General features: G+C 70.2%; 20 protein-coding genes and 1 pseudogene. 9 read left to right on the top strand and 12 right to left on the bottom strand.

Going from position 1 to position 26,449, the window contains the following annotated elements:
* Window positions 1-69: 69 nt before the first annotated feature.
* The 3 genes from KUM49_RS12530 to KUM49_RS12540 form a co-directional block, all read right to left on the bottom strand.
* Entirely contained in the window at window positions 70-1,125 is a 1,056-nt protein-coding gene (locus tag KUM49_RS12530; protein ID WP_217236862.1) for a BMP family protein, read from the bottom strand.
* 371 nt (window positions 1,126-1,496) lie between these two features.
* A complete protein-coding gene (locus KUM49_RS12535) occupies window positions 1,497-2,549 on the bottom strand; it encodes a BMP family protein (RefSeq protein ID WP_217236863.1) in 1,053 nt (350 codons plus the stop codon).
* A 303-nt stretch (window positions 2,550-2,852) separates the two neighbouring features.
* Window positions 2,853-4,085: an amidohydrolase gene (locus KUM49_RS12540; RefSeq protein WP_217236864.1), complete on the bottom strand. Its 1,233-nt coding sequence runs from the start codon at window positions 4,083-4,085 to the stop codon at window positions 2,853-2,855.
* Between the two features lie 267 nt (window positions 4,086-4,352).
* Between KUM49_RS12540 and KUM49_RS12545 the strand changes: the two genes are divergently transcribed.
* Window positions 4,353-5,012, top strand: coding sequence for a class I SAM-dependent methyltransferase (locus tag KUM49_RS12545; RefSeq protein ID WP_308406611.1), 660 nt, complete (start codon window positions 4,353-4,355; stop codon window positions 5,010-5,012).
* Between the two features lie 6 nt (window positions 5,013-5,018).
* On the opposite strand, the gene KUM49_RS12550 is transcribed toward KUM49_RS12545, so the two are convergent.
* Genes KUM49_RS12550 through KUM49_RS12565 form a run of 4 tightly spaced genes read right to left on the bottom strand, consistent with a single transcriptional unit; the run spans window position 5,019 to window position 9,754 of the window.
* A complete protein-coding gene (locus KUM49_RS12550; protein ID WP_217236866.1) occupies window positions 5,019-6,116 on the bottom strand; it encodes a hypothetical protein in 1,098 nt (365 codons plus the stop codon).
* Between the two features lie 56 nt (window positions 6,117-6,172).
* The gene (locus KUM49_RS12555) at window positions 6,173-7,111 is read right to left on the bottom strand and encodes an N-acetylneuraminate synthase family protein (RefSeq protein ID WP_217236867.1); all 939 of its coding nucleotides are present in this window, start codon (window positions 7,109-7,111) and stop codon (window positions 6,173-6,175) included.
* A gap of 13 nt (window positions 7,112-7,124) precedes the next feature.
* Window positions 7,125-8,369 (bottom strand): N-acylneuraminate cytidylyltransferase, encoded by a 1,245-nt coding sequence (locus KUM49_RS12560; protein WP_217236868.1) that lies wholly within the window; start codon window positions 8,367-8,369, stop codon window positions 7,125-7,127.
* A 23-nt stretch (window positions 8,370-8,392) separates the two neighbouring features.
* The gene (locus tag KUM49_RS12565) at window positions 8,393-9,754 is read right to left on the bottom strand and encodes a DUF6716 putative glycosyltransferase (protein ID WP_217236869.1); all 1,362 of its coding nucleotides are present in this window, start codon (window positions 9,752-9,754) and stop codon (window positions 8,393-8,395) included.
* Window positions 9,755-9,952: 198 nt separating this feature from the next.
* Here KUM49_RS12565 and KUM49_RS12570 point away from each other — a divergent pair, with 198 nt between their 5' ends.
* From KUM49_RS12570 to KUM49_RS12595, 6 genes are all read left to right on the top strand, one after another.
* Window positions 9,953-10,939, top strand: a complete 987-nt coding sequence (locus KUM49_RS12570) for a glycosyltransferase family 2 protein (protein ID WP_217236870.1) — start codon at window positions 9,953-9,955, stop codon at window positions 10,937-10,939.
* A complete protein-coding gene (locus KUM49_RS12575; RefSeq protein ID WP_217236871.1) occupies window positions 10,939-12,285 on the top strand; it encodes an alpha-2,8-polysialyltransferase family protein in 1,347 nt (448 codons plus the stop codon). Before KUM49_RS12570 ends, KUM49_RS12575 begins: the two co-directional genes overlap by 1 nt.
* A 133-nt stretch (window positions 12,286-12,418) precedes the next feature.
* Window positions 12,419-13,261 carry an FkbM family methyltransferase gene (locus KUM49_RS12580; protein ID WP_217236872.1) on the top strand — a complete coding sequence of 281 codons (843 nt, stop codon included), beginning with the start codon at window positions 12,419-12,421 and terminating at the stop codon, window positions 13,259-13,261.
* Between the two features lie 137 nt (window positions 13,262-13,398).
* Window positions 13,399-14,424 carry a glycosyltransferase family 2 protein gene (locus KUM49_RS12585; protein WP_217236873.1) on the top strand — a complete coding sequence of 342 codons (1,026 nt, stop codon included), beginning with the start codon at window positions 13,399-13,401 and terminating at the stop codon, window positions 14,422-14,424.
* Window positions 14,417-14,836, top strand: coding sequence for a GtrA family protein (locus tag KUM49_RS12590; RefSeq protein ID WP_217236874.1), 420 nt, complete (start codon window positions 14,417-14,419; stop codon window positions 14,834-14,836). Before KUM49_RS12585 ends, KUM49_RS12590 begins: the two co-directional genes overlap by 8 nt.
* Window positions 14,833-16,095, top strand: coding sequence for an NAD(P)/FAD-dependent oxidoreductase (locus KUM49_RS12595; RefSeq protein ID WP_217236875.1), 1,263 nt, complete (start codon window positions 14,833-14,835; stop codon window positions 16,093-16,095). Before KUM49_RS12590 ends, KUM49_RS12595 begins: the two co-directional genes overlap by 4 nt.
* Before the next feature lie 9 nt (window positions 16,096-16,104).
* Here KUM49_RS12595 and KUM49_RS12600 read toward each other — a convergent pair whose 3' ends face one another.
* Genes KUM49_RS12600 through KUM49_RS12610 form a run of 3 tightly spaced genes read right to left on the bottom strand, consistent with a single transcriptional unit; the run spans window position 16,105 to window position 21,611 of the window.
* Window positions 16,105-17,805 (bottom strand): hypothetical protein, encoded by a 1,701-nt coding sequence (locus tag KUM49_RS12600; RefSeq protein ID WP_254401139.1) that lies wholly within the window; start codon window positions 17,803-17,805, stop codon window positions 16,105-16,107.
* A 3-nt stretch (window positions 17,806-17,808) separates the two neighbouring features.
* Window positions 17,809-20,142 carry a glycosyltransferase gene (locus KUM49_RS12605; RefSeq protein ID WP_217236876.1) on the bottom strand — a complete coding sequence of 778 codons (2,334 nt, stop codon included), beginning with the start codon at window positions 20,140-20,142 and terminating at the stop codon, window positions 17,809-17,811.
* Window positions 20,139-21,611 (bottom strand): glycosyltransferase family 29 protein, encoded by a 1,473-nt coding sequence (locus KUM49_RS12610; RefSeq protein WP_217236877.1) that lies wholly within the window; start codon window positions 21,609-21,611, stop codon window positions 20,139-20,141. Before KUM49_RS12610 ends, KUM49_RS12605 begins: the two co-directional genes overlap by 4 nt.
* 227 nt (window positions 21,612-21,838) lie before the next feature.
* Here KUM49_RS12610 and KUM49_RS12615 point away from each other — a divergent pair, with 227 nt between their 5' ends.
* Window positions 21,839-22,954, top strand: coding sequence for an acyltransferase (locus KUM49_RS12615; RefSeq protein WP_217236883.1), 1,116 nt, complete (start codon window positions 21,839-21,841; stop codon window positions 22,952-22,954).
* Window positions 22,955-23,001: 47 nt separating this feature from the next.
* Here KUM49_RS12615 and leuE read toward each other — a convergent pair whose 3' ends face one another.
* Complete coding sequence (gene leuE, locus KUM49_RS12620; protein WP_217236878.1) at window positions 23,002-23,658, bottom strand: leucine efflux protein LeuE; 657 nt, start codon at window positions 23,656-23,658, stop codon at window positions 23,002-23,004.
* A gap of 57 nt (window positions 23,659-23,715) precedes the next feature.
* Window positions 23,716-25,296 (bottom strand): methylmalonyl-CoA mutase, encoded by a 1,581-nt coding sequence (locus tag KUM49_RS12625; protein WP_217236879.1) that lies wholly within the window; start codon window positions 25,294-25,296, stop codon window positions 23,716-23,718.
* Window positions 25,297-25,542: 246 nt separating this feature from the next.
* On the opposite strand from KUM49_RS12625, the pseudogene KUM49_RS12630 reads away from it, so the two are divergent.
* A pseudogene (locus KUM49_RS12630) lies at window positions 25,543-26,352 on the top strand (L,D-transpeptidase family protein); the annotation flags it as partial.
* Window positions 26,353-26,449: the final 97 nt, after the last annotated feature.

Consider the following 26,449-nt stretch of genomic DNA (forward strand, 5'->3'; position numbering starts at 1 on the left):
GACAGCCTCCCCGTACCCCGTTGAGCGGACGTAACCCCGCGGTTACACGCTGCTCAGGGTATTGCTCAGTCAGCTGCTCTTGACCTTGATCTCGCCGCTGATGATCTTCTCCTTGGCCGTCTTGATGGCGTCCTGCAGCTCGGTGTTGTCCGCGAACTTCGGGTTGGAGTTCGACAGGCCGACCTCGCCGGTCTTCAGATCGCCCCTGACGATACCGGTCTCGGGCTTTCCGTCCTCGACCGACTTCGCCAGGTTGTACACCGCCTTGGCGACGTCCTTCATCGCCGAGGTGAGGATGGAGTCCTTGTAGTTCGCGAGGGCTTCCTGCTGGTACTGGTCGGAGTCGACGCCGATCGCCCAGACCTTGTTGGCGGCGGCGGCCTCGATCACGCCCTGGCCGGAGAGACCGGCGGCCGCGTAGACGACGTCGGCCTTCTTCTCGATCTGGCCCTCGGCGGCCGTCTTGCCCTTGTCCGGGCTGGAGAAGCCGCCCTCGTCGGCCGTCTGGGTGAGGTACTGCGAGAGGACCTTGACCTTGGGGTCGGTGTCCTTGACGCCCTGCGCGAAGCCCGCCTGGAACTTGTGGATCAGCGGGATGTCCACACCGCCCACGAAGCCGACCACGTTCGTCTTGGTGCTCCTGGCCGCGGCGACACCGGCGAGGTAGGAGGCCTCCTCCTCGGAGAAGACCAGGTCCGCGACGTTGTCCGCCTCGACCGTGGAGTCGTCCACGATGCCGAAGGTGGTGTCCGGGAACTTGGCCGCGGCCTCCTTGACGGCCGGCGCGTACGCGTAGCCGATGCCGATGACCGGGTCGTACCCCTGCTTGGCCAGCGACTCCAGACGCTGCTGCTTGTCGGCGTCCGTCTCGCCCTCGGTGGGCTCGAGGTCGGCCGTGTCGTAGGAGAACTCCTTCTTCGCCTCTTCCAGGCCCGCGTACGCCGCGTCGTTGAAGGACTGGTCGCCCTTGCCGCCGACGTCGTACGCGATGGCGAGACCCTTGTCGCCCTTCGCGTCCGAGGACGAGCCCGACGCCGAGGTCGAGGTACCGCCACAGGCGGAGAGGGCGAGGGCCAGAGAGGCGGTCGCTGCGCCTGCGACCGTGATCCGGGAAATCCGGCGCATGTGTGGTGCTCCTGTCGTATAGCGGGTCCGGAGAAGTGCGGGTGCGTTCCGGCGAGGGTGCCTGCCGGGCGGCGCGGGGGCGTCGCTCGCACTGCCCCGGGGTCGCTCAGCGCCGGGGATGGTTCAACATCGACGCTGGCTTCGCCGCAGATTAACGCGCGTAGACCTGCCTGAAAACCCCTTCTGTCCACCTTGTTATCCGGCCGTGCCCAACGCGACTCACCCTTGACTCACAGGGTTGCCGACCGCGAAGGGAGGGTGGCGGTGAGTGATCCGTTCCCGGCATGCCGAAGCGGGCGGGGACTCAGGAGTCCCCGCCCGCTTCGTACCGGTCCGACCGGGTTCGCCCGTTCGGGCGGAACCGCGCGCAACTACTCGGTCTTGACCTTGATGGTGCCGTCGATGATCTCTTCCTTGGCCTTGGCCACCGCGGCGGACAGACCCGCGACCTTCGCGAACTCCGGGTTGCTCTCGGCCAGCCCGACGCCGTTCACCTTCAGGTCGAAGGTCTGCACGCCGGTCAGCGGCTTTCCGTCCTCGACGGACTTGGCCAGGGCGTACACCGAACCGCCGACGTCCTTGAGCGCGGAGGTCAGGATGGAGCCCTTGTACGCCGCCAGCGCGGCCTGGTTGTACTGGTCGGAGTCGACGCCGATCGCCCAGACCTTCGCCTTGGCGGCGGCCTCGATCACGCCCTGGCCGGAGAGGCCGGCGGCCGCGTAGAGGACGTCGGCCTTCTTCTCGATCTGGCCCTCGGCGGCGGCCTTGCCCTTGTCGGGGCTGGAGAAGCCGCCCTCCTCCGCGGTCTGCGTCAGGTACTGCGAGATGACCTTGACCTTGGAGTTGGTGTCCGTGACGCCCTGCTTGTAGCCGGCCTCGAACTTGTGGATCAGCGGGACGTCGACACCGCCCACGAAACCGACGATGTTCGTCTTGGTGGCCTTGGCGGCGGCGACGCCGGCCAGGTACGAGGCCTCGTTCTCGGCGAAGACGAGGGACGCCACGTTCTTGCCCTCGACCACGGAGTCCACGATGCCGAAGGTGGTCTTCGGGTACTTCGCGGCCACGGCCTCCATCGCGGGGGTGTAGGCGAAGCCGACGCCGATGATCGGGTTGTAGCCCTGCTTGGCGAGCGACGACAGACGCTGTTCCTTGTCGGCGTCGGTCTCGCCCTCGGTGGGCTCGACGTCGGCGGTCTTGTAGCCGAACTCCTTCTGCGCCTTCTCCAGACCGGAGAACGCGGCGTCGTTGAAGGACTGGTCGCCCTTGCCGCCGATGTCGTACGCGATGGCGAGACCGAGGTCGCTCTTGGTCTCGCTGTCGCTGCCGCCGTCGTCAGTGCTGGTGCCGCCACAAGCGGTTGCGGCGAGCGCGAGCGACGCGACCCCCACCGCGACACGGGTCAGTTTGGATATCCGACGCATCTCGAAGTTCCCCATTCTCCAAAGCCCCGCAGTGGGTGCTGAGTTCGGCGCAGAGTAACGCGCGTAGACACTCCTGGGAACGGGGTTTCGCGTGGCCGTTATCCATTCGTGCCGATGGCCGGTTACGGCCCTGTGAACCACCGGATCGAATGGGATGGCGTGGGACACCGCACCCTCAGGTCCCGTGACTCTCCGTGCCTCCGGTTTGCATGCAGCGTGATGACGCACCTGCTGGAACGCCACGCGCCCAGACTCCCTCCGCCCCGCCCGGTACGCAACCGGAGCGGGGCCCTCGGGGACCGGCTAGAAACCGCCGTCCATCAGGGCGGCGGCCGTGAACAGTTCCACGCCGACCGTGATCGCCGACTCGTCGGCGTCGAAGTCGCCCTGATGGAGGTCGCGTACGGCGCGTTCGCCGGGGGTGCGGACGCCGAGGCGGGCCATGGCGCCGGGGACGTGCTGGAGGTACCAGGAGAAGTCCTCGCCGCCCAGGCTCTGCTCGGTGCCCTCGACGGAGTCGACACCCCGGCGGGCGATCATGGCCTCCCGGACCAGTTCGGTGACCACCGGGTCGTTGACGACCGGCGGCACTCCGCGCACGTAGTTGATCTCCGACTTGGCGCGGTGCAGGTTGGCGACCTCGTCGATCGCGGCGACCACGATGTCGGGCGCCTGCCGCCACGCGTCGATGTCCAGGCACCGTACGGTCCCGGAGAGCTCGGCGTGCTGCGGGATCACGTTCGGGGCGTGGCCCGACTCGATCCGGCCCCAGGTGACGGCGAGGCCGGCGCGGGTGTCGACGCGGCGGCCGACGAGGGCGGGCACGTCGGTGACGACGCGGGCGGCGGCGGTGACGAGGTCGGTCGTCAGGTGGGGCCGCGCCGTGTGGCCGCCGGGGCCGTCGAGGGAGATCTCCAGCCGGTCGCAGGCGGAGGTGATGGCGCCCTGCCGCAGACCGATCCGCCCGGCGTCGACCCGGGGGTCGCAGTGCACGGCGATCATCCGCCCGACCCCTTCGAGGACCCCGCAGTCGATGGCGTCGGCGGCGCCACCGGGCAGGACCTCCTCGGCGGGCTGGAAGATCAGCCGTACGGGCCTGGGGAGCCGTCCCTGCCGGTGCAGGTCGGCGAGGACGAGCCCGGCGCCCAGCACCACGGTGGTGTGCACGTCGTGACCGCAGGCGTGCGCGCGGTCCGGCACGGTGGAGCGGTACGAGCACTCGGTCTTCATGTCCGGGATGGGCAGGCCGTCGATGTCGGCGCGCAGGGCGAGCATGGGACGGCCGCCGTCCCACTCGCCGATGTCACAGACGAGTCCGGTGCCGACGGCGAGCACGCGCGGCTTCAGGCCGGCCTTCTCGAGCCGTTCCTTGATCGCCGCCGTGGTGCGGAACTCCTGGTTGCCGAGCTCGGGGTGCATGTGCAGGTCGCGACGGAAGGCGACGAGTTCGGCACGGAGCGCCTCGGGCAGCACACCGGGAAGCAGCGCTTCCCCGGCGGAATCGGCCTCGGACTCTAGGGACGTCAATTGCTTCACCCTCTGAAGGGTAGGACGCCCGGACGGTCTGCTGACCCTCGATCAACAAAAGATCAACCCGAAAGGGGAAGAAAATCTGATCGCCGGACGTATATGTACCGTTCGAGATGGGTAAACTCGCCGGTCTTTCCGGCCGAGCGGAAGTGCTTCGCACCCATCCTCTTCTCCACGGATACCACGCCTTGCCCGGAAGAGGCCGGTCTGTTCACCTGTCGGACCGGTGAAGCGGCCTACGGACGGGACGCCGGGTCAGTAGGGTGCGGCAGCGTGAGTGCCGAGACGCTGGACCACCTGCGGGCCACCCGAACGTCGTACGACAAGATCGCCGACGTCTACAGCGAGCGCTACGCCGACGGCCTCGCCGACAGACCGGTGGACCGCGCACAGGTCGCCGCCTTCGCCGAGTTGGTGCGTGGCAACGGGTCCGCGCCGGTCGCCGATCTCGGCAGCGGCCCCGGGTGTGTCACCGCCCGGCTGCGCGCGCTCGGGCTGCCGGTCTTCGGCGTCGACCTCTCGCCCCGGATGGTGGAACTGGCCCGCCGGGCCCACCCCGGTCTGCGCTTCCATGTGGGATCCCTCACGTCCCTGGATCTGCCGGACGGGACGCTGGGCGGGATCGTCGCCCTGTACTCGATCATCCACGTGCCCGACGAGGACCTGCCGACGGCGTTCGCCGAGTTCCACCGCGTCCTGGTGCCCGGCGGACACGTGCTGCTCGCCTTCCAGTCCGGGGAAGAGGAGGAGCGGCTGCACATTTCGGAACGGTTCGGCCAGGAGATCTCGCTCGACTGCTACTGGCGTACGCCGCAGACGGTCGCCGACCACCTCACCGCGGCGGGCCTGCGCCTCCAGGTCCGGATGGTGCGGGAGCCGTACGAGGACGAGACGCGGCCGCGGGCGTTCCTGCTGGCGGGAAAGCCGGCGTAGGAACCGTCACACCGCCGTGACCGCCGACAGCCGGGTCACGTCCGGCGCGGAGCCCGTCACGCCCGACAGGAAGCCCTGCGCGCGGGGTGAGGCGTTCCGGGTGAGCCATTCGGGGTCGATGTCACAGACCGCGACGCGTACGTCCGTACCGACGAGGGCGAGCGGGAGGGTGTGGACGACGGTCGAGGGGAAGCTGACGATCGTACGGCCGACCGGGCCGCGGCGGGCGATCAGCTCCAGGGGGAGGTCGGGGCGGACGATCTCCAGGCCGGTCTCCACGGCGAGGCGGTGGAGTTTGTCGGTGGCTTCCCGGCGGTGGGCGAAGTAGCGGGTCGCGCCGTGGGCCTTGGCCAGGGCGCGGACGGCCTCCAGGTAGCGGTCGCCGTCGACGACACCCGTCTCCACCAGCGAGGTGCCGACCAGGTCGGCGCCCTTGGTGATGCGGGGCGGGCCGAAGCGGGAGCGGGTCCAGGCGAAGGCGTTCGCGGTGACCGTGACGCCCACCGGGGTCTCCTCCATCGGCATGGAGGAGAAGATCTCCACGGTCCGGTTGCCGCTCGGCGTCAGCCGGCGCCGGGCCACGGACGACACCGGCGCGAAGACCAGGTCACGGGCGCCGGGCCGGCCGCCCTTGCGGTGCCAGCGCACCAGGCGTTCGCCGCCGGCCAGCTGGGCGACGAACTCCATCGTGGCGGTGCCGTCGTCGACGACGACGAGGTCACGGGCCCTGGTGATGGTCAGCAGCAGCTGCACGTAGCGCGAGAAGGGGTCGCCCAGGACCACCCGGTCGGCCCGGCGGAGCATTCCGGTGAGGCCGCCTATGGTCTGGAACGGGGCCATGGGGCCGCCCCGCGCCTCCTCCCAGCGGACCTGGTGGCCCTCCTCGCGGGCGAGCTCGGACATGCGGCGCAGCTGGCCGCGGGTCATGGGGTCGATCGGGGACAGGACGACGAGGGTGAGCCCCGCGCCGGGCGCCTGCTCGTGCTCGTCGTGCTCGGGGGTCCGCACACGCGTGTGCGCCCACTCCAGCACGTTCAGCAGCTGTACCGGACTCTCCACGAAGGCGAGAGTGCGGGGGCCGGCGGACCCGGCGCGGCGGCTCATCTACGTACGACCGTCCCGTCGTAACTGATTCTTTGGGGGGTGTGGGTGCGCGGGGCTCAGACCGCGACCGGCTCGCCCGCCGCCGCCGCGATCTCCGCCTCGGCGACGACACCGCTGACGCGGCGCAGCTTCTTCATCGGGCCGAGCTCGGACTCGTAGACCTTCTTGACGCCGTCGCCCAGTGAGGCCTCGATGGTGCGGATGTCGCGGACCAGGCGGGTGAGGCCCTGCGGCTCGACGGAGGCGGCCTGGTCGGAGCCCCACATCGCGCGGTCGAGGGTGATGTGGCGCTCGACGAAGGCGGCGCCGAGGGCGACGGCGGCGAGGGTCGTCTGCAGGCCGGTCTCGTGGCCGGAGTAGCCGATCGGGACGTTCGGGTACTCCTTCTCCAGGGTGTTGATCACCCGGAGGTTGAGCTCCTCGGCCTTCGCCGGGTAGGTCGAGGTGGCGTGGCACAGCAGGATGTTGTCCGAGCCGAGGACCTCGACCGCGTGGCGGATCTGCTTCGGGGTGGACATGCCTGTGGAGAGGATGACCGTACGGCCCGTGGCGCGCAGCTCGCGCAGCAGTTCGTCGTCGGTCAGGGAGGCGGAGGCCACCTTGTGGGCGGGGACGTCGAACTTCTCCAGGAAGGCGACGGCCTCGTTGTCCCACGGGGAGGCGAACCAGTCGATGTTCTTGGTCTTGCAGTACTCGTCGATCTGGCGGTACTCGTCCTCGCCGAACTCCACGCGGTGGCGGTAGTCGATGTACGTCATCCGGCCCCAGGGGGTGTCGCGCTCGATGTTCCACTGGTCGCGCGGGGTGCAGATCTCGGGCGTGCGCTTCTGGAACTTGACCGCGTCGCAGCCGGCTTCGGCGGCGGCGTCGATGAGCTTGAAGGCGTTCTCCAGCTCGCCGTTGTGGTTGATGCCGATCTCGCCGGTGATGTAGACGGGGTGCCCCGGGCCGGCGGTCTTCGAACCGAACGTGCGCAGGCGGGAGTTGGTGCTCATGGCAGAACGTTCCTTAACTGTTGAGGGAGTCGAGAGAAGGGCCGAGGATCCAGCTGGCGATCTCTCGGATCGCGCCGTCGCCACCGGGGACGGTGGTGACCGCGCGTGCGGCGCCGCGCACCACGTCGTGGGCGCTCGCGACCGCCACGGGCCAGCCCACGAGGGCGAAGCACGGGAGGTCGTTGACGTCGTTGCCGACGTAGAGCACGCGCTCGGGCGCGATGCCCTGCTCCTCGCACCACTGCTTCAGTGCGAGGTCCTTGCGGTCGATGCCGTGCAGGACCGGGATTCTGAGCTTCCGGGCCCGGGCGGCGACGACCGGGTTCTGCTCCGTGGAGAGGATCAGCATCTTCAGGCCGCTGTTGCGCAGGGCGGCGATGCCGAGGCCGTCTCCGCGGTGCACGGAGACGAACTCCTTTCCATCGGCGTCGATCAGCACCCGGTCGTCGGTCTGGGTGCCGTCGAAGTCCAGTACGACCGCGTCGATGTCGTCGGCGGCGGGAAGGGCGCCGGGACGGTCCGCGTCGAAGAGGGGGGCCAGTGCGCGGGCGCGGGCCAGGTCGTGCGGGTCGTCGATCTCCAGCACACGGGCCGGGTCCGTGCGGACCAGTTCGGTGTGGCCGAAGAAGCGGTGCCGGTGCTTGCGGAAGCCGGCCGCGTCCATGGCGTAGGCGGCGCCGGTCTCCAGGAAGTCCTGGGGGCGGTCCTGGCGGCGGGGGCGGTAGGACTTGTCGTGGTTGACGCCGTGACCGCCGCGCTCGACGCCGGAGTCGGCCGCCTGGTCCGCGTCCCGCCACACGAATCCGTGGAACGGCGCCACGGTCACCGCGGTGTCCGCCCCGTTCTCGACGACGGCGGCCGCGACGCCCTCGACGTCCTCGCGGGCGATGAACGGGCTGGTGCACTGCACGAGGAGGACCACCTCGACGGCCGCGCCGTGCAGGGCCTCGTGGGCCTCCATCGCGTGCAGGACCGCGGCCTCCGAGGTGGCCAGGTCGCCGGCGATGGCGGCCGGCCGCAGCACGACCTCCGCACCGGCCTGGCGGGCGGCGGCCGCGATGGCCTGGTCGTCGGTGGAGACGACCACGTCCGTGACCAGCCGGGTCGCACGGCACTCGCGCACCGCTCGCGCCACCAGCGGGACACCGCCGACGGGGGCGAGGTTCTTCGCGGGCACGCCCTTGGAGCCGCCGCGCGCGGGGATCACCGCGAGCACGCGGCGCACGGAGGCGCCTTGGCCCGCTGCCGGGTGGGACATGGGGTCTACTCCTTGAAGAGAGGTCACAGCTCCCCCATCCGCCGGATGACGGGAGCCACCCGCTGCACTCCGTGCCGGTAGGCGCCGCGCGCCGCCCGGCGCACGATCTGCCGGACCGGGCCCGGCTCCTTGTCGGCGGCGGGCGCGCCGGGCAGCGGGCTGCCGTCCGGGCCGAGGTGGTGGCGGGCGAGGATGCCGGGCAGGTAGCCGGGCGCGGTCGCGGGGGTGTAGTACGGGGTCAGCGGGGGCAGTTCGGGCGCGGCCAGCAGCTTGGCGATCCGCTCCCGCGCCGCGTCGAAGGCGTGGGCGTACGAGCCGGCCCCGGAGGGGGAGTCCGCGGCCGCGACGCCCTGCCGGGCCACCCACTCCTCGTCGGGCGCCGGGCGGTGGCCGGCGTCGAGCTGGTCCCAGGAGGCGAGGCAGCCGGAGCCGACGAAGTGGTGGTTGCCGAGCACTTCGCGGACGCCGAGGTCGGTGAGCACCACGGTGGGGATGCGGCGGTGCAGTGATTCCAGGGCGGCGGTCGAGCTGACGGTGACCAGCAGGTCGGTGCGGTCGAGCACCTCGCCCATGTGGCCGTAGACCAGACGGAAGTTGGGCGGCAGGCCGGTGCGCTGCGCCAGCTTCTGGTACGGCAACTCCTCGAGGTGGGTGGTGTGTTCGCCCGGCTTGGAGCGCAGCTTCAGCACCACCTCGCGGTCGGGGTGCGTCCGGGCGTGCCGGACGAGCCGGTCCAGCAGGTACGTACGGTCCTTGCGGCTGTCCGGGACGGACGGCTGGGCGGCGAAGACCACCGTGTAGGGGTCGTGCTCGCCCGTGTAGGGGGCTCCGCCGAGGAACGGGAGTGCCACCTCGGTCACCGACGAGGCGTCGGCGCCCACGCCCTCGTACACCGCGCGGAAACGCTCGGCGTCCTGGCGGGAGTTGGCGAGGACGAGATCGGCGCCGTGCCGCAGCAGGAGGCCGTCGGCGAGCTTCTCGTAGACGACACCCACATAGCCGGTGACGATGACGGGACGCTTCTCGCGGCCCTCCCAGACCCGCCCCAGGCCGTGCAGCATCGCCTGGACGCCGCCGCCGACGAGGGCGATGACGACGACGTCGTACTCCTCCTCGGCCATGGCGCGCAGGAACTCGACCGCGGTGACCTCGCGCAGCGAGTCGGCGCGCACCCCCACTTCCTCCAGCTGGCGGGGCGTGGGCGTGGCCCGGCCGCGCAGCAGGAATCCGCTCAGGGCGGGGCCGGCTTGCGCGTCGTCGCGCGATGCGGCTTCCATGGACGGGCCCGGCGTGATGCGGTCCGCGGTCAGCGCACCCCATTTCCAGCGGGTGTCCGAGTCCGCGAGGACGGCGATTCGCGGGGTGTTCCTTGTACGTGGTGGCACGAGGAAGACGCTAGGAAGCAATTTCTAGGTGCGGCCCAACCGGGAATCAACGAAAAGTTAACAACAGCCCACCGAGAGCCGAACTGGCCCGCGGAATAGGGAAAAGTAGCGGGGATGCACCATTCCGACACATGGAGTTCACCCCCCGTACGTGCACCGTACGGTTCTGCTGCCGGACCGGCTCCTAGGGTTTTGCAGGTGCCAAAGCTTTCCGTGATCGTGCCGTTCTATAACGTGCAGCAATTCGCCCCGGACACTCTCAGAAGCCTTCGAATGAACGCCCGGCCCGACTTCGAGTTCGTGCTGGTCGACGACAAATCGACGGACGAAACCCCGGCCATTCTCGAACGCGCTGCCGACCAGCTTTCGGATGTCGCCGAGGTGCGTTATATCCGACATGAACAGAACGGCGGGCTCGCCACCGCGCGCAACACCGGCCTGGATGCCGCGCAGGGCGAGTACCTGACGTTCCTGGACGGCGACGACTGGCTGGCCCGCGGTTACCTCGCCGAACTGGTGTCGGCGATCGAGGGGTCGGGCTGCGACTTCGTCCGCACCGACCATGTGCAGGCCACCGCCCGCGCCCGGACCGTGCACCGGGCCCCGGTCGGCAGACGCGGCGAGGTGCTGGACCCGCGTGAGGCGATCCTGCCCGCGGACCGGACGACCTCGGTGGACTACGCCTACGCCTGGGCCGGCGCCTACCACCGCCGTCTGCTCGACCGGGGCCTGCTGCACTTCACCGACGGGCTGCGCACGGCCGAGGACCGGCCGTGGATCTGGAAACTGCACCGCGAGGCCGAGTCGTTCGCCGTGGTGAGCCTGCTGGGCGTGTTCTACCGGCGCGGAGTGGCCTCCTCGCTGACCCAGATCGGCGACGCCCGCCAGCTCGACTTCATCCGCGCCTTCGACCAGGTGATCGAGGAGACGGCGGCGGACCGGGACGCCGACCGGCTGCTCCCCAAGGCGGTGCGCACCTACTGCGCGATCATCGCCCACCATCTCTCGGACGAGTCCAAGTGGGAGCCGACCGTGGCCAAGCAGCTGCGGGCGATGAGCGCGGCGGCGATACAGCGCATGCCGCAGGACGCGCTCGGTGACGTACTCGAGACCATGGACATGCGCCGCTCCTCCACGCTGCGGCGGCTGCGGCGCCGGGTCACCACAGCGAAGGCGGCCGCCTGATGTCCCGTACCACCACCCCTGGCACCACCCAGATCTTCTGTGCCTCGACGCTGTACGGCGCCGCCACCCTGGCCGCCGCGGTCGACTCCGACCTGTTCGCCGAGCCGGACCGCCGGGTACTGCTCGTCTTCAACAACTCCGCCACCCCCGAGACCACGCCGGCGCTCGACGAGATGCCGGGCTTCGAGCCGCTGCGCAGCCACTTCGACGACGTCCTGTCCTGGAACGAGGCCATCAGCCCCTTCCACCCCGGTTCCTGGACCCCGCGCCCCGACGACGTGCCGCTGTTCGAGCGCTACCTGCGGCTGCTGTGGGATCTCGGCGACGACCGCGTGGAGCTGGTCCTGGAGTCCATCCAGGTCACCCCCGCCCTCACGGTGGCCCAGCTGTTCACCGGCGCGCCCGTCGACGTCTACGCCGACGGGCTGATGAGTTACGGCCCCACCCGCAACAAGCTCGACCCGCTGGTCGGCACCCGGGTGCGCCGGCTGCTGCACCTGGACCTGGTGCCGGGGCTCACGCCGATGCTGCTGACCGAGTTCGAGGTGTCGGCGCAGGTGGTGCCGACGCCGGCCTTCCTGAAGGTGATGAACGAACTCGCCGTGTCCGTACCCGAGTTGCCGGTACTGCCGGACGGTTCGGCACTGCTGCTCGGCCAGTACCTGTCCGCGCTGAACATCCTCTCCCCCGCCGAGGAGGAGGACCTGCACGTACGGATGATGCGGGGTGCGGTCGAGCGCGGGCACCGCACGGTCGTCTTCAAACCGCATCCCACCGCGCCGGCCCGCTACAGCCGCGCCCTGGAGGCGGAGGCCGGAAAGCTGGGCGTGGACCTCACGGTGCTGGACACGCCCGTCCTCGCCGAGGTGCTGTTCGAGAAGGCGCGACCGGGGCTGGTCGTCGGCTGCTTCTCCACGGCCCTGTTCACGGCGTCCGCGTTCTACGACCTCCCCGTCGCCCGCATCGGCACCGAGCCGCTGCTGGACCGGCTGACGCCATACCAGAACAGCAACCGGGTCCCGGTGGTGCTGGCCGACGCGGTGCTGCCGGACGTGGAGTTGCGCGGCGGCGAGGACCCGATCCCCGCCGGGGACCTGAACGGCCTGGTCACCGCCGTCGGCTTCACCATGCAGCCGCAGATCCACCCGGGCCTGCGCCCGGCCGCGGAGCGCTACCTCGCGAAGCACTTCGGCCCGCGCACCCGCCGGTACTTCAAGCGCAAGCGGCTCACCTCGCTCGGGCTGCCCGGCGGCATTCCGGAGCGGCTGGCGTTCCTGCCGCACAGTGCGACGGCACGCCGGGTGGTGCGGCGGGCACGGGCGCTGAAGAAGGCCGTGAAGCGCTGAGCGAAGCAGGGGTGAACCAGGGGGTACCTGGTGGTGTCCCTCCGGGAAAGGCCAGGTCACACGCCCGTGATCTGGCTTTTCCGGTTGGTGCGGAGCCTGTGACAGGCCATGACCGCGGCTCTACCATCGCGTGATGCGTATCCCCCAGCTCGAACAAGCCAATGCCCGCATGCTGGCCCACGCACCATCCGTCCGGCCGGTCTCCACGGGCGACATCATCCGCACCCACCGCAAGAAGTTCCCGTACCGGGGCTTCGCCGAGATCGACTCCCCTTACGGCCCGCCGTTCGTCATGTTCTGCGTGAACGACGACGCGGTCGCCCTCGACACCCTGTGGAACGGGGCGTTCGGTTACGAACCCGGCAGCCTCGGCACCTGGGCCCGCCTTGCCGCGAACAGCGCGACCATCGCCGACGTCGGGGCGCATGTCGGGTACTTCTCGCTGATCGCGGCGCTCGCCAACCCGAACGCCAAGGTGCACGCCTTCGAGCCGGTGGACCAGGTCCACGCCCGTCTCTCGGTGAACATCCGTTCGAACAACGTCCAGAACGTGCGGCTCTACCAGGCCGGGGTGTCCAGCAGCGCCGGCTGGGCCGACATCAGCGTCCGCTTCTCGGGAAACCTGCTCTCGACCGGTTCGACCCTGGAGCACGCCGCCGCCGACGCCCAGCTGAAGCGCATCCAACTGCTGCCTCTCGACGAGGTCTTCGCCGACACCAGGCTGGACCTCGTCAAGATCGACGTCGAGGGCCACGAGATGGCGGTCCTGCAAGGGGCCCGGCAGGTGCTCAAGCGCGACCGGCCGACCGTGATGCTCGAAGCGCTGCGGGACGCTCCGCTGGACACCCTCCTCGCCGAGTTCGACCCCCTCGGCTACGACTGCCACTGGGTCACCGAACACGACGGGACGCTTCTCCCGTGGTACGCGCCTCGTCCGCCCAGGACACGGAACCTGCTCTTCACCCCGCACGAGTGAGCCGGGTTCAAGCGAAACGGGGAAGACAGCTCCCGGACGCGACGCGTTCGGGGCAGGTTCACTGAACGCGCATAGCTTCCCCAAATGCTGCAAACAGCGTTCACGTTCATCCCGTACAGCCCCGGGGGCCGGCGGAGATGACCCAGCAGGACACCCGGCCCCCCGCCCACGTCCCGGCTCCCGTCCCGCCCGCGGCGGTCGAGCCGGGACCGGCCCGCCGGCCGCTGATCTCGTATGTGCTCCCGGTCTACAACGAGCGGGACGGTGTCGCGGCCTTCCACGCCGCGCTGACCGCCGCACTCGCCGGGCGCCCCGAGCTCGACTTCGAGCTGGTGTACGTCAACGACGGGTCCAGCGACGGGTCGCTCGCGATCCTCACGGGCCTCGCACAGCAGGATCCGCGCGTCCGGGTGGTCGACCTCGCCCGTAACTTCGGGCACCAGATCGCCATCACGGCCGGGCTCGACGTCGCCGGGGGCGACGCGGTGATCGTGATGGACACCGACCTCCAGGACCCGCCCGAGGTCAGCCTGGAGCTGGTGGACGCCTGGCGCGAGGGCGCCGACATCGTGCACGCGCGCCGGCGCAGCCGACAGGACAGCGCGTTCAAGCGGGCCACCGCGCACCTGTACTACCGCGTGCTGCGGGCCTCCACCGACGTGGACATCCCGCTGGACACCGGCGACTTCCGGCTGCTGGACCGCAAGGTCGCCGTCGAACTGCGCCGATACCGTGAGCGCAGTCGCTTCGTCCGCGGCATCGTCGCCTCGATGGGCTACCGGCAGACCGAGGTGGCCTTCGACCGCGACGAACGGTTCGCGGGCGAGACCAAGTACCCGCTGCGCAAGATGGCCCGGCTGGCCGTCGACGGGGTCACCAGCTTCTCCACCGCACCCCTCAAGATGATCACCCGGCTCGGTTTCGTGGTGCTCGCGCTGTCGCTCGTCGGCATCCTCTACGCCCTGGCGATGAAGTTCTTCCGGCCCGACATCACCGTTTCCGGCTGGACGATGCTGATGTGTGTCGTGCTGTTCCTCGGCGGCACCCAGATGCTGTCGCTGGGCGTGATCGGGGCGTACATAGGGCGGATATACAGCGAGACGCAGGGGCGTCCGCTGTACCTGGTGCGTGAGGTGACAGGCGGTCCGGGTGACGATGACTGAGACCACCGCCACCGTCGACGCGGCTCCCGAGAAGCAGAACCGCACCCTGCGCCAGCTCGTCAGTTACAGCCTCATCGGCGGCAGCGGTGTCGCCCTCGACTTCGTCGTCTTCCTGCTGCTGCACAACCTCGCCGGGATGGACGAGCAGCTCGCCAACGCGCTCAGCACCAGCCTCGGCATCGCGAACAACTTCGTGCTCAACGCGCTGTTCACCTTCGAGCGGCGTGACCGGATCCTCGTGCGCTTCCTGCGCTTCTACGCCGTCGGGCTGACCGGCATCGTCCTGACGAACCTGCTCTTCCTCGTCTTCACCGACGGGCTGGGGATCGACGCCAACCTGGTCAAGGCGGGTTCGCTGCCGCTGGTCCTGGCGCTCCAGTTCGTGCTCAACAGAAAGTGGAGCTTCGCATGAACCTCGGCATCATCGGCGCGGGTGCCACCGGCCTCACCGCCGCCTGGGACGCCGTACGCGCCGGCCACCGGGTCACCGTCCTGGAGGCGGCCGACGAACTGGGCGGTCTCGCCGCCTCGCTGGAGGTGGGAGGCGTTCCGCTGGAGCGCTTCTACCACCACATCTTCCGCAGCGACAAGGCGATGATCGCCCTGATCGAGGAGCTGGGCCTCGGCGACGCGCTGCGCTTCCACAAGCCGACCACCGGCATCTACCGGGGCGGGAAGCTCATCGACTTCACCACCCCGTTCGACATGCTGCGCTTCCCGGAGTTCTCCCCCGTCGACGCGGTGCGGTTCGCCGGATCGTCGGCGGCGCTGAAGGCGATCCGCAACGGTGAGCGGTTCAGCGACCTGACCGCGCTCGCCTGGTTGCGCCGCTGGGCGGGCAGGAAGGCCACCGGCGCGATCTGGGAGCCGCTGCTGCGGGGCAAGTTCGGCGACCGGGCCGAGCAGGTGTCGATGGCGTGGCTGTGGGCCCGTATCCACTGCCGTACGTTCGAGCTCGGCTATGTGGACGGCGGGTTCGAGCGGGTGTACGCGGCGCTGCGGGACGGTGTCGAGGAGCGCGGCGGCAAGGTGGAGTTCGGGAAGGCGGTCGAGTCGATCCGGCAGGACGGCGAAGAGGCGGTGGTGCGGTGCGCGGACGGTTCGACGTACGCGTTCGACCGGCTGCTCGTCACCACTCCGCAGCCCGCCTTCGCCAAGGCGGCCGGGCTGCCGTCCGAGGACGCGGTGTGGAGGAACCAGTACCTGGGCGCGACCTGCTTCGTGCTGGAACTGGACCGCAGCGTGATCCCGTACTACTGGCTGAACATCAACGAGCCGGACTTCCCGTTCCTCGCGGTGGTCGAGCACACGAAGATGATCGACCCGTCGGTGTACGGCGGCCGGCACGTCCTCTACGTCGGCAACTACGTGGAGCGCGAGGACTGGCGGTTCACCACCGAACCGGCCGAGCTGCTGCGGAAGTTCCTGCCGTATCTGCGGCGGGTCAACCCGGACTTCGACGAGTCCTGGATCAAGGACTGGCACTTCTCGAAGGCCGGGTTCGCGCAGCCCGTCGTGACGCCCGAGTACCGGGCGCTGATCCCGCCCCACGAGACGCCGATGAGCCGGGTCACGCTGGTGACGATGGCGCAGATCTACCCGCAGGACCGGGGGCAGAGCTACTCGGTGGCGCTGGCCAGGAAGGTCACCGCGGCACTCGGGCTGCGGTGACCTTCGGCCCTACTTGCGCCGGCACAGCACCGTCATCGTGCCGGCGCTCGACGGCGGGCAGTCGTAGGCGGCGGTGATGCGCCGCCACAGTGCCGGGTCGACCTTGGCGGGCCGGAACCAGGCCCGGTCGAGGATCGCGTACGGGGCGGTGCCGTGGTCGATGCAGTCGGCGTTCTCCCGGTAGGACTTCAGCTCGGTGACGTCCGCGAGGTAGCGGGTGCGCTGGAGGAACGTGGCGATGGGGTAGCGGCACCGGGCCGGGTGGTCGACGTAGTACGTGGTGTCGCCGAAGGCGAGGTAGAGCACGGGGGCACCGGCCGGCATCCGCGCCCGCAGCCGGTCGGCCTCCGCCTCGCTGTTCCGCATCCCGGCCAGGTACTCGGTGCCGGTCATCCTGACCTTGCCGTACTGGACGAGGTGCGGGGAGCCGGGCCAGATGCTCGCGGCCAGGCACACCACACCGGCCAGGGCGACCGGCCACAGCAGACGCGCCGGATGCCCTGCCGTGGCCGGCGCGCGCAGGACGTCCACCACGGCGGCGAGCAGGGCCACCAGCCCGAGCGCCCACGCCACATACGTACGCTGCCAGTCCGCCGGGGCCTGCGCGTACAGCACGGGCAGCGCGCCGTACAGCAGTGACACGGCCCCGAAGCACCACGGCGGCGAGCGCCGGGCACCGCCCACGGCGAGGCCCCACAGCATGGCGGCGAGGACGGGCATCTGGGCGCCGTGGTAGAGGAACCAGTTGCCCTGCACGATCACGACCGCCTGGGCGCCGAGGCCGATCGTCAGGGCGACCAGGAGCAGTTCGAGCCGTCGGCCGCGTCCGGGGATCCGGGACAGGACCAGCAGCAGCGCTCCGGGCAGGAGGAGCAGGACCGGGCTCTCCACGGCCCGGTCGGCCAGGAACTCCACGGAGCGGTCGAGCATGAAGGACGGGTGGATGCCGGTGCGGCTCAGCGCCGACTGGTTGATCTGCGGCATGTCCTCGGTCCACTGCCACTCGTGCGACCCGCCGAGCAGACTCAGCCCGAACAGGGCCACCGCGGCGGGCACCCCGACGAGGGCGAGCCGTACGGCCCGGCCCCGGTCGGCGGCGTACACGAGCAGGACGCCGATGGCGGCCGTGGCGGCGGTGGAGTACTTCATCATCACCGCGAGGCCGAAGGGCAGCGCGGCGAGCAGGGCAGCGGGCCAGGGCCGGGACAGGCCGAGCGCGGCGGCGACGGCGAACACCGTCAGGACCACGGCCGCCCACTCCGGCTGGAGGAAGTCGTTGCGGGGCGCGAGGGCCAGGGCGAGCCCGGTGGCGCCCGCGGTGAGGGCCGACTCGCGGCCGGTGAGCCGTCGCCGGAGCACGACGTACAGCGTGTGGGCGGCCGCGGCGGCGAGCAGGACGCCCGCCGTTCCCATCAGGGCCTCGCGGACCGTCGTCCCGCCGAAGGTGAGCCGGTCGAGGCCGGCGATGAACCACCGGTAGAAGTACGGCCGGTGGGTGAAGATCTCCGACGGTGAGTAGCCTGCCGCGCGGCCGGTGCGCAGGGCGCCGAGGACGTAGTGCAGGTCGCCGGTGAGGCGCCGGGTGAGCACGGTGTACACCACGACGGCCGCGGCGGGCAGGGCGACCAGCGGCCACCAGTACGGTGACCGGCGGCCGCCCCGGCGCGGCTGTGCCGCCGGGGCGGCCTCGTCGGCCAGGACGGTCGCCATCCGTCAGCCGCCCAGGAGGGCGCGGAGGTCGGCCGCGTTCGCCTCGGTGACCTTCCAGAGCTCCTGCTGCCGGCCGTGCACGTCGGCGACGGTCTTGGCGTGGTCGGCGAGGAGGTCCTTGGAGCGTTCCACCAGTCGGGCGGCGAGGTGGCGGTCGTGCACGGAGACGCCCCACTCGGGGCGCTCGATGTCGCGCAGGAAGTACGCCATCTTCGGGTGCGAGATCAGGCTGATGATGGGTGTGCCGACGCCGAACGGGATCATGCCGGCGTGGCCGCGCATGCCGATCACCAGCTTGGTGCGGGCGTACAGCTCGCGGATCTCGTCGTTCTCGAAGTCGTACATCGGGATGACGGGCAGCGAGATGCCGTGCTCGCGCCGCAGGTCGAAGGCGATCTTCTCGTCGTCGAGCGAGTGCGCCACGCACTTCACCTCGGCGAGCTCGCCCAGGTCCCGTACCGCCTGGGCCATCTGGGCCAGGAAGTAGTCGTAGTCGTGGCCGAAGCGCAGGCCCGCGCGGTCGTAGGCGGCGTTGACCAGGATGGTGTCGTCGCGCGTCAGCGGGTCCTGCCAGCCGTCGACGAGCTGGCGCATCACCGTGGTGGGACAGGGCTGGAAGCGCACCTTGTCGTGCAGGTGCGCCGGGATCATGGTCCGCACCTTCTCGATCGAACCGTGGTTGCGCAGCCCGAAGAAGGAGGACTTCTCGACCAGCAGACGCAGCGAGTCCCGGAACCGGCCCGCCCGGTACGACTGGCCGTCGAAGGCGTTGAAGCCCACGGCGAAGACCGCGATCGGCACGTCGATACGATTCAGCAGCTCGTCCGGGACGTTCCACTGCCAGGCGCTGTTGCCGTTGGGCATGGTGTCCGGGATGAACAGGCCACCGCCGCCGATGACCAGGCCGCGCCGGGAGTTCACGCGCTCCAGGGCCGCCTCGTCGAACAGGCGGTGGGCGTGTACGGAGTGCCAGCGGCGGGAGCCGGTGTCCGGGCCGAAGGCGAGGCGTACGGTCTCCGGGAGGAGCTTGTCGCCAGCGTTGCCCTGCCGGTCCATGTAGAACGCGACGTGCGCGAGCTGTTCCTCGGCGGCGCCCTGCTCCTGGGCGGGCAGGCCGGAGGCGCGCTGCGCCCACAGCCGGCTGGAGCGGTGGGTGATGTCGACGGACAGGCCCGCGGTGGCGTACTTGAGGGCCGCCGTGTTGTCGCCGTGCACCCAGGCCATCTGGGCGAGGCGGGCGTAGGCGGTGGCGGCCCGGTTGGGAGCGGCGGTGGCGAGCAGCAGCTGCGCCTTGGCCTCGTCGTAGCGCGAGACGCTCATCAGGGCGTGGCCGAGCACCTCGTGCGGCCAGGCGGCGTCCAGCGGGATGCGCACGCTGCTCAGGATGTCCACGGCGTCCTGGTAGTCGCCCGTCGAGATGTGCGCGGCGGCGACCTTGCGGGCGGCCTCGACGTCTCCGGTGCGGGCGACGTGCGGGGTGCCGTAGTGGACGAGCAGGTCGTGGTGGAGGCCGCCCGGCTTCGACAGGTACGCGGCGTGGAAGTCGGCGTCGTCCAGCTCGAACTCGCGCCAGCGGTCCTCGGCCTGGCTGTAGCCGGCCTCGCCGCCCTGCCAGGGCTTGTGGCGGCCGGTGAAGTGCAGGATCGCGGTGTCCTCGGGGACCGGGAGGTCGCCGGACAGGCGCCGCTTGACGAAGTTGTAGCGCGCGTCGAGGCGGATGAAGTCGCCGTCCAGGACCGCGTTCAGGATGCCCTGGTCGTGCTTGTCGAGCTCGTAGTCGCCGCTGCGTCCGGTGGCGTCGAGCTTGGCGCAGAACGCGTCGGACAGGTACTCGCGCTGGATGACCAGCAGGCCCGAGTTGAGCTTGTGCTGGCCGTAGAAGAACTGCGAGACCGCCGCGAGCCCTTCGCGCAGCTCCAGCAGTTCGCTCAGGTCGCCGAGGACGACCATGTCCGTGTCGAGCGTGATGACGGTGTCGTACTCGCGCAGCCGGAAGACGTCCAGGATGAAGTACGCCTTGCGGACCAGGTAGTTGTCCTGGTCGCCCTTCTTGTACGAGTCGTAGTGCTCGGCGTTGACCCGGCGCAGCACGATCCGCGGGTGCAGGTCGCGGATCTTGGCGATCGAACCGGGGCGCAGGTCGTCGTAGAGGACGACGAAGTCCTCGCACACGCCCGGGTTGGACAGGGCGAGGCTGCGCAGCAGGACGAGGAATCCGGGCAGGTAGTTCTCGTCGACGTAGCTGGCGAAGGCTATGCGGCGCTTGCCGGTGAGGGCGTGCGCGTCGGTGGCCGGGGCCAGGGGGGCGGCGGCCTGGGTCGGGGAGGTCGTGGTCATCGCAGGGAGATCCTCATGGCGGTCACGCTCTGGGCCCGCTGCATGACCCATGCCTTCTCGCTCGTGTATTCGTGCACGGAGGTGATGGCCAGCTTCATCGCTTCCTGGACGCGGTAGGCGCCGCTCTCGTAGAAGTCGAAGCCGATCAGGTCGAGGGTCGGGCTGACGTCGAGGAAGTCCAGCAGGTACAGCATGTTGAAGCCGGTGGTCGGGATGCCCGACCAGACGTCGGTGCCGAGCTTGCCGATGTTGCGCACGGGCCAGCGCAGGGACTCGTCGCCGAGATACGTCTGGGCGCCGGGGACCAGGCGGTTGCGCAACGAGTGCTTCCAGTCGCCGGAGACGCCGCCGAAGACGAGCCGGGTGTCGACGGGCTTCTCCCAGTTGAAGCCGTGCTTGTGGATCGTGGCGTGGATGTCGGTACGGCTGCCGGTGTGCTTCGGCTCGATCCTGTACGAGTTGAAGCGCACCACGAGGTCGTACGCGTCGATCTCCGCGCCCATCGAACTCGCGCCGACACGGCCGGAGTTGGCGACCAGGCAGACCGACTTGCCGGCGATCCGGTTGCGGAACTCGCCGAGGCTGATCCACCGCACCCCGCCGACGGTGGGGTCGTCGACCGGGCCGCGCATCCGGGTGCGGCGCTGCTCGGCGTAGAGGGCGATCGCCTCGGTGAGCGCGGGCAGGTCCCCGCTCGCGGTGGCCTCGGCGGTGCGCAGGTCGAGGTACTGGCTGAGGAGTTCCTGCCGGTCGGTGGCCGGGGCGTCCTCGGCGGCGAGGCACAGGAGCGCTCCCACGAGCCGGGGCTCGGCCGCCTGCCAGTCACCGACGGCGTGCGCGGCGAGGCCTTCGGCCCATGTGTCGGTGGCGGGGCCGCGGGCGTACTGCTCGGCGTGTGGGCACTGGCGGCGGAGCAGGCTCAGCAGCTCCCGCTCCTTCTCCGCCGCCGCGCGCATACCGGTGATCCGGGCGCGGACGCCGAAGCCGTCGTCGTCGGTGAGGGCGAGATACCGCTCGTACGCCTCCACTGCCTCCTTGTCCTCACCGAGGGCCTCCAGGAGGCGGGCGCGCAGTCGCCAGCCGGCCCGGGAGTTCTTGCGCTGGGCGAGGACGGTGTCGCTGATGACCAGCGCGAGGTTCAACTCGTCGTCGTAGCCGCACTCCAGGGCCTTGTTGGCGACGGCGAGCAGGGCGTCGAGGAGTTCGTTGCCGAGGCCGGCGGAAGGGGCCGCGGCGCCCTTGACCGCCCGCTTGAGCAGGGCGGTGGCGCCGGCCGGGGCGGGTGCGGGGGCGCCGGCCGCCGCGGTGGTGCCCCACACGACCAGCAACTTCCGTAGCTGTTCGGCGAGTTCGACGCGGCGGCGGTCGATACTGCCGACGAGTTTGCCGCTGTGCGCCGCGCAGGCGCGCAAGCAGTCGTCCAGCCCCCCTCCGCGCACACGTGCCCGTCTGTTCTGGACCCTCGTCATGGCACTCCTGATTTTGCCGCGTCTGTGTTGCGCGATTCGCTCTTTATTAGCACGTGGGGGGAGGTTGAGAGAAAGTTAGGAAACGAAGGCAAAGTCCAGGTGAATTCGCAGAGACCACCTGGACAACCGTCTCCCCGCAGCCCGGGACTTCCCTGTGATTCGGACTAATGTGCCGCGAGTACCGCAGGAGTGCCCGCGCGTCGACCAAGGGGAATTTCGTGACCAGCATGACCGTCCGGCCGGTGCCCGACGCGCCCGCACCCCCTCGGCCGGATCGGCCGGCCCGCCGCGAATCCCGGTTGCGCGCCCTCGACGGACTACGGCTGATCGCGGCGCTGATGGTGGCGGCCTATCACTACGGCGGCCGGGGCGGCGAGATCACCCGGGCCTGGGGAAGTTCACCGAAAGAGCAGTTCCCCACCCTGCACGGCTATTTCGCTTACGGCTGCCTCGGCGTCCAGGTCTTTTTCGTGATCAGCGGATTCGTGATCTGCATGAGCGGCTGGGGCCGGCCCCCGAAGTCGTTCTTCGCGTCCCGCGCCGCACGACTGCTGCCCGCCTACTGGGCGGCGGTCCTGATCGTGTCCGCCGTGTTCGCGCTGCCGATGGTCGCCTACGAGGCGCTGTCACCGAGCGACACCCTGGTCAACCTGACCATGCTGCAACAGCCGTTGGGCGTCGACCGGGTGCTGGGCGTGTGCTGGACGCTGTGGGCGGAGGTCCGCTTCTACGCGCTGTTCGCGCTGTGTGTCGTCCTGCCCGGGGCTTCGCGGCGGCGCGTGATCCTGTTCTGCGCGGGCTGGACGCTGGCGGCGGCGCTCGCGCAGGCCGCCCGCCAACCGCTGCTCGACGTCGTGCTGATGCCCGAGTACGCCCCCTTCTTCATCGGCGGAGTCGGCCTCTACCTCGTCCACCGCGACCGGCGGGACGTCTACGGCTGGGGCATCGTGGCGGTGAGCTTCCTGATCGGGCAGCACTACGCGGTGCGCAGTCTGTGGAACGCGTCCGACCCGAACGCCTTCGCCCACCGCTCCTCACTCGGCATCGTCCTCGTCGTCGCCGTCGGGTTCGTGGCGGTCGCGGCGATCGCGCTCGGCTGGCTGAACTGGGCCGACTGGCGCTGGCTGACGGTCGCGGGGGCGCTGACCTACCCCTTCTATCTCGTCCACGAGCACCTCGGCTGGGTGGTGATCCACGCCCTGCACATCAGCCTCGGCCTACCGTCGGCGGAGACCTTCATGCTGACCGTCGCCTCGATGCTGCTGCTGGCGTGGCTGCTGAACCGGTACGTGGAGAAGCCGTTGACGCCCAGACTGCGGGCGGCGCTGGCCAGGGTGCGCTGAACTCCGCTTCGCATGCGCAGTGGTACCGCGACACGGGACCCGCTGCCTCACGAACTCGCCAGCGACAGCTTCACCGCGAACCCCAGGAACAACGCCCCCGCCGCCGAAGTGGCCCCCGCCGACAACCGCCTGCGACTCCGGAACGCCGCCGCCAGCTTCGTACCGCTGAATATCAGCGCGCTGAGATACAGGAAGCTGGCCAGCTGGGCGAACGTGCCGAGGACGACGAAGGAGAGCGCCGGGTAGGCGTATCCCGGGTCGACGAACTGCACGAAGAAGGCGACGAAGAACAGGATCGCCTTCGGGTTGAACAGGCTGATGACCAGCGCCCGCCGATACGGCCGCTCGTCGGCGGCTGAGGCGGAGGCGGAGGCGTCCTCGACGGCGGTCCGCTCCCGTCGGTCCCGCCACATTCCCCAGGCGGCCCGCAGCATCCCGATCGCCAGCCACGTCAGATACCCGGCCCCGGCGTACTTCACGATCCCGAACAGCACGGCGTTCGCCTGGAGCAGCGAGGCGACCCCGGCGGCCGACAGGGTCATCAGCACGGCGTCCCCGCACCAGACCCCGGCCGCGGCCGTGTACCCGGCCCGCACACCGCGCCGGGCGGCGACGGACAGGACGTACAGGGAGTTGGGACCGGGCAGCAGGACGATCAGGACGAGTCCTGCCAGATAGGTGGAGAGATCGATGACTCCGAACATGAAAAAGAGTGTCGCACGCGGGTACGACACTCCCTCAGTCCATGGTGAAACCGCTGCTCAGAAGGCGTCCGACGGCACGTAGGTCCCCCAGATCTCCCGCAGCGCGTTGCACACCTCGCCCACCGTCGCCCGGGCCCGCAGCGCGTCCTTCATCGGGTAGAGGACGTTGTCCTCGCCCTCGGCCGCCTTCTTCAGGGCGGCCAGAGCCGAGTCCACCGCCGCCTGGTCCCGCTCGGCCCGCAGCTTCGCCAGCCGCTCGGCCTGCTGGGCCTCGATGGCGGGGTCGACGCGCAGGGGCTCGTACGGCTCCTCGATGTCGAGCTGGTAGCGGTTGACACCGACGACGACCCGCTCGCCGGAATCGGTCTCCTGGGCGATGCGGTAGGCGCTGCGCTCGATCTCGCCCTTCTGGAAGCCGTGTTCGATGGCCGAGACCGCGCCGCCGAGCTCCTCGACCTTGGCCATCAGCTCGACGGCCACCGCCTCCACCTCGTCGGTCATCTTCTCGACGACGTACGACCCGGCGAAGGGGTCGACCGTCGCCGTCACGTCGGTCTCGTAGGCGAGGACCTGCTGGGTGCGCAGCGCCAGCCGCGCGCTCTTGTCGGTCGGCAGCGCGATGGCCTCGTCGAAGGAGTTGGTGTGCAGCGACTGCGTGCCGCCCAGCACCGCGGCCAGGCCCTGGACGGCGACGCGGACCAGGTTCACCTCGGGCTGCTGGGCCGTCAGCTGGACACCGGCCGTCTGGGTGTGGAAGCGCAGCATCAGCGACTTGGGGTTCTTCGCGCCGAACTCCTCCCGCATCACCTTCGCCCAGATCCGGCGCGCGGCACGGAACTTGGCGACCTCCTCCAGGATGGTCGTACGGGCCACGAAGAAGAAGGACAGGCGGGGCGCGAAGTCGTCGACGTCCATGCCCGCCGCGACCGCCGTGCGCACGTACTCGATGCCGTCCGCGAGGGTGAAGGCGATCTCCTGCGCGGGCGTGGCGCCCGCCTCGGCCATGTGGTAGCCGGAGATCGAGATGGTGTTCCACTTCGGGATCTCGGCCTGGCAGTACTTGAAGATGTCCGCGATCAGGCGCAGGGAGGGCTTCGGCGGGAAGATGTACGTCCCGCGGGCGATGTACTCCTTCAGCACGTCGTTCTGGATCGTGCCCGTGAGCTGGGAGGCGGCGACGCCCTGCTCCTCGCCCACCAGCTGGTACATGAGCAGCAGCAGGGCCGCGGGGGCGTTGATCGTCATCGACGTCGACACCTTGTCCAGCGGGATCCCGCCGAACAGCAGCCGCATGTCCTCGACCGAGTCGATCGCCACGCCCACCTTGCCGACCTCGCCGCTCGCGATCGGCGCGTCGGAGTCGTGGCCCATCTGGGTGGGCAGGTCGAAGGCGACCGACAGACCCATGGTGCCGTTGGCGATCAGCTGCTTGTAGCGGGCGTTGGACTCGGTGGCCGTACCGAAACCGGCGTACTGGCGCATCGTCCAGGGGCGGCCGGTGTACATGGACGGGTAGACGCCGCGGGTGAAGGGGTACGACCCCGGCTCCCCCAGCTTCTCGGCCGGGTCCCAGCCCGCCAGGGCCTCCGGCCCGTACACCGGCTCGATGGGCAGTCCCGATTCCGACTCGCGCGCCATGGTGTGTTGCCTCCCGCTGAGGTTACTCGCCGGTTACCAGCTGGTACGGTCCGACCCTTCGACGGACTGTAGCGGCGGGCGTGCACCCGGTGGAGGGAAGCACGCTGGGACCTTGCTCACAGCCCTTTCGAGGTCCCGGTCACAACAATGCCGCGCCGTTCGCAACCAGTCATCCGGGGGCAGACATCTCAGGTGGCATCGGTGCACATCCGTGAGACGACGGGGGTCGGAATGCGTACTGAGGGCATGGGGAGACGGTTCGCCGCGCTGCTGGCCGTGGCCGCGCTGAGCGGTTGCACGGTGCAGGCCGCCGACGGGGACGGCAGACAGGACTCGCCGGTGCGTGTCGAGCTTCCCGACACGAGCCCCTCGTCCGCCCCGGCGGACGACAAGCCGAGCTCGACGCCCACGCCGAAGAAGAGCGAGCCCGCCCCCGTGGTCCTGTGGTCCAGGGGCGACTCGGGCCGGGACGTGCGAGAGCTCCAGGCCCGGCTGCGGCAGGTGGCCTGGCTCTTCGACGGACCGACGGGGTCCTACGACGATCTGACCGAGCAGGCGGTCAAGGGCTTCCAGGGCAAGCGCGGGCTGCCGAAGACCGGCGAGACCGACACGGTCACCTGGCAGCGGCTGCTGAAGATGACGCGCGAGCCGGGCCGGTGGGACCTCTACCTGATGGGCGGCCAGCCGGCCGACACCCCGGATCCGCGCTGCCTGGCCGGGCGGGTGCTGTGCATCAGCAAGACGAGCCGGACCCTGCGCTGGATGATCGACGGGCGGACGGTCAGCACGGTCTCGGTGCGCTTCGGCTCGCAGTACACGCCCACCCGCGAAGGCGTCTTCAGCGTCTACTGGAAGTCCCGCCACCACGTGTCGACGCTGTACGACTCCCCGATGCCGTACGCGATGTTCTTCAGCGGCGGCCAGGCGGTGCACTACTCGTCCGACTTCGCGGCCCGCGGATACGCCGGCGCCTCGCACGGCTGCGTCAACGTACGGGACGAGCCGGCCATCGCGGATCTGTTCGCGCAGGTGAGGAACGGGGACAAGGTCGTCGTCCTGGCAGCGGCTGCTGAAGATGACGCGCGAGCCGGGCCGGTGGGACCTCTACCTGATGGGCGGCCAGCCGGCCGACACCCCGGATCCGCGCTGCCTG

This window comes from Streptomyces sp. AC555_RSS877, assembly GCF_019049245.1.
Classification (GTDB): Bacteria; Actinomycetota; Actinomycetes; order Streptomycetales; family Streptomycetaceae; genus Streptomyces.